Annotated in this window: 1 protein-coding gene; it reads left to right on the top strand. The window is 65.4% G+C overall.

The window, feature by feature from the left end:
* Positions 1–113 precede the first annotated feature (113 nt).
* Positions 114–2,720 carry a ligase-associated DNA damage response DEXH box helicase gene (locus NA637_RS24475; protein ID WP_256075130.1) on the top strand — a complete coding sequence of 869 codons (2,607 nt, stop codon included), beginning with the start codon at positions 114–116 and terminating at the stop codon, positions 2,718–2,720.
* The last annotated feature ends 156 nt before the right edge of the window (positions 2,721–2,876 follow it).

The raw sequence follows: 2,876 nt of genomic DNA, 5'->3' as shown, positions 1-2,876 counted from the left end.
GGAGCCAGCTTGCTGGCGATCTCCAGCCCCGCGGAGCCCCAGGATCGCGAGCAAGCTCGCTCCTACGAAAAGCCGAAGCACGCCCTTCGCTTGTATCGGGTGGCCTTCGGGTTATGAGTACGACGCCCGCGTCGCTTGCCGAACGTTGGTTTGCCAACCGCAACTGGCAGCCTTTCCCGTTCCAGCAGCAGGTTTGGCAGGCAGTACACAAGGGCGAATCGGGCCTGCTCCACGCCACCACGGGCTCGGGCAAGACGTACGCCGTCTGGCTGGGTGCGCTGAATCGATTCGCCGCCGCATCGCATGACCGTCCACGCGAGCCGCTGGAAAAGACCACACCTTCGGACAAACCTGCGCCGCTCACCGTCCTCTGGATTACACCGATGCGCGCGCTGGCCGCTGACACGGCCCGCGCGTTGCAAGCCCCGTTGGACGACCTCGGCATCAACTGGAGCATCGGCCTGCGAACCGGTGATACCAGTAGTTCAGAACGTGCGCACCAGGGGCGGCGCCTGCCCAGTGCGCTGGTGACGACCCCGGAAAGCCTCACGCTGCTGCTGACTCGCGCCGATGCGCGCCAGGCCTTTGCCGGCCTGCGCATGCTGGTGGTGGACGAATGGCATGAGCTGCTGGGCAACAAGCGCGGCGTGCAGTTGCAACTGGCGCTGGCGCGGCTACGCCAATGGATGCCGGAGCTGATCGTCTGGGGGCTGTCGGCCACCTTGGGCAATCAGCCGCACGCGCTTGACGTGTTGTTGCATCCGAACAGCGGCAAGCTGGTACAGGGCAAGGTCGACAAGGACCTGCGCGTCGACACCCTGCTGCCGCCGAGCATCGAGCGCTTCCCCTGGGCCGGTCATCTGGGCCTGCGCATGCTGCCGCAGGTGGTCGAAGAGATCGACTCGGCTGCGACCACCCTCGTGTTCACCAACACCCGTTCGCAGTCGGAAATCTGGTATCAGGCGCTGCTGGATGCGCGACCGGACTGGGCCGGGCTGATTGCCCTGCATCACGGCTCCCTGGCGCGCGAGGTCCGCGATTGGGTCGAGCAGGGCCTCAAGCAAGGCGCGCTGAAAGCAGTGGTCTGCACCTCCAGCCTGGACCTGGGCGTCGATTTCCTGCCGGTCGAACGGGTGCTGCAGATCGGTTCGCCGAAAGGCGTAGCACGGTTGATGCAACGGGCTGGCCGTTCCGGTCATGCACCGGGGCGAACCTCCCGGGTCACCCTGGTGCCGACCCACAGCGTGGAAGTGGTAGAAGCCGCCGCAGCCCAGGTAGCGATCGCAGAGCGGCGAATCGAAGCGCGCAGCGCCCCGCAGCGCCCGCTCGATGTGCTGGTGCAGCATCTGGTCAGTATGGCGCTGGGCGGAGGCTTTCGGCCTGATGAGTTGTTTGCCGAAGTTCGCCAGGCCTGGTCGTATCAAGCCCTCACCGATGATCACTGGCAGTGGGCGCTGGCCTTCGTCCGTCATGGCGGGCATTCGCTCACCGCCTACCCGGATTACCAGCGTGTCGAGCCGGACGAGACCGGGCTGTGGAAGGTCCCGAGCCGCCGCGTGGCGCTGCGTCATCGCATGAGCATCGGCACCATCGTCAGCGTTGCCAGCCTGACGGTGAAATTCTGGGCCAAGGGTGGCAGCGGCCGCTCGCTGGGTACCATCGAGGAGGGTTTCATCGCGCGCTTGCGGCCTGGCGACAATTTCCTTTTCGGTGGGCGTCTGCTGGAACTGGTGCGCGTCGAGAACATGACCGCCTACGTCAGCCGCGCCACAGGCAGGAAAGCCGCCATGCCACGCTGGAATGGCGGGCGGATGCCCCTGTCCAGCGAACTGGCCGATGCGGTGGTCGAGCAGCTTGGCGCCGCCTCTCGCGGGCAGTTCACCACGCCCGAGATGCGTCTGGTCGAGCCCTTGCTGCGCGTGCAGATGGACGGGTCGGCGCTGCCGACCGAAGCCACCCTGCTGGCCGAGGTGATGAAGTCCCGCGAGGGCTGGCACCTGTTCCTCTACCCCTTCGCGGGTCGCCACGTACATCTGGGACTTGCCAGCCTGCTGGCCTGGCGCATGGGCCAGCACCAGCCGCTGACCTTTTCCATCGCCGTCAATGACTACGGCTTCGAACTGCTCTCGGCGACGGAAGTGGACTGGCTGCAGTGGCTCACGCCCGACCTGTTCAGTCAGGACAATCTGCTGCATGACGTGCTTGCCAGTCTCAATGCCGGTGAGCTCGCGCGCCGCCGCTTCCGGGAGATTGCGCGGATCGCCGGGCTGGTCTTCTCCGGCTACCCCGGCGCGCAGAAAAGCGCTCGCCAACTGCAGGCCTCCAGCGGCTTGTTCTTCGATGTGTTCCGTCAGTACGATCCGACCAATCTGCTGCTGACCCAGGCCGAAGAAGAGGTGCTGCGCCAGGAACTGGAAGTCGAGCGGCTGGAACAGACCCTGAGCCGTCTGCAACAGCGGCAGTTGGACATTCACCCGATCAAGCGCACAACGCCGCTCGCGTTTCCGCTTATGGTCGAACGCTTCCGCGAAAGCATGAGTTCGGAAAAACTGGCCGATCGGATCCGCCGCATGGTCGCGGAATTGGACAAGGCAGCAGGCCCCGGTGGCTATCAGCCAGGGGCCGACGCCAACATTGCCGTGGAACGGGAAACCAGCCCCAAGCGCAAACCCCGCGCGACCAAGGATGGCACGCCACGACCGAAAAAGGCGAAGCCGTAGCCTGTGGTTCCAGCGGCGCTTCCCCCGGACCATGAGCCACGGTTCCGATGCTTCACAGGTTTAAGGTAAGAAGCCCCGACCAGAAACAGGCGCACGAAAGCGATTAGCGCGTGCCCGGTTGAACCCCACCCGGCAAGCCACGCACTCAGTAGGGCC

The organism is Stutzerimonas stutzeri (genome assembly GCF_024448935.1).
In the GTDB taxonomy this organism is placed as follows: domain Bacteria; phylum Pseudomonadota; class Gammaproteobacteria; order Pseudomonadales; family Pseudomonadaceae; genus Stutzerimonas; species Stutzerimonas stutzeri_AO.
This window is presented reverse-complemented; position numbering and strand designations above follow the sequence as displayed.

Excerpts from the sequence above, each read along its gene's own strand:
- NA637_RS24475 (WP_256075130.1), top strand. The coding sequence starts at position 114 with ATGAGTACGACGCCCGCGTCGCTTGCCGAACGTTGGTTTGCCAACCGC.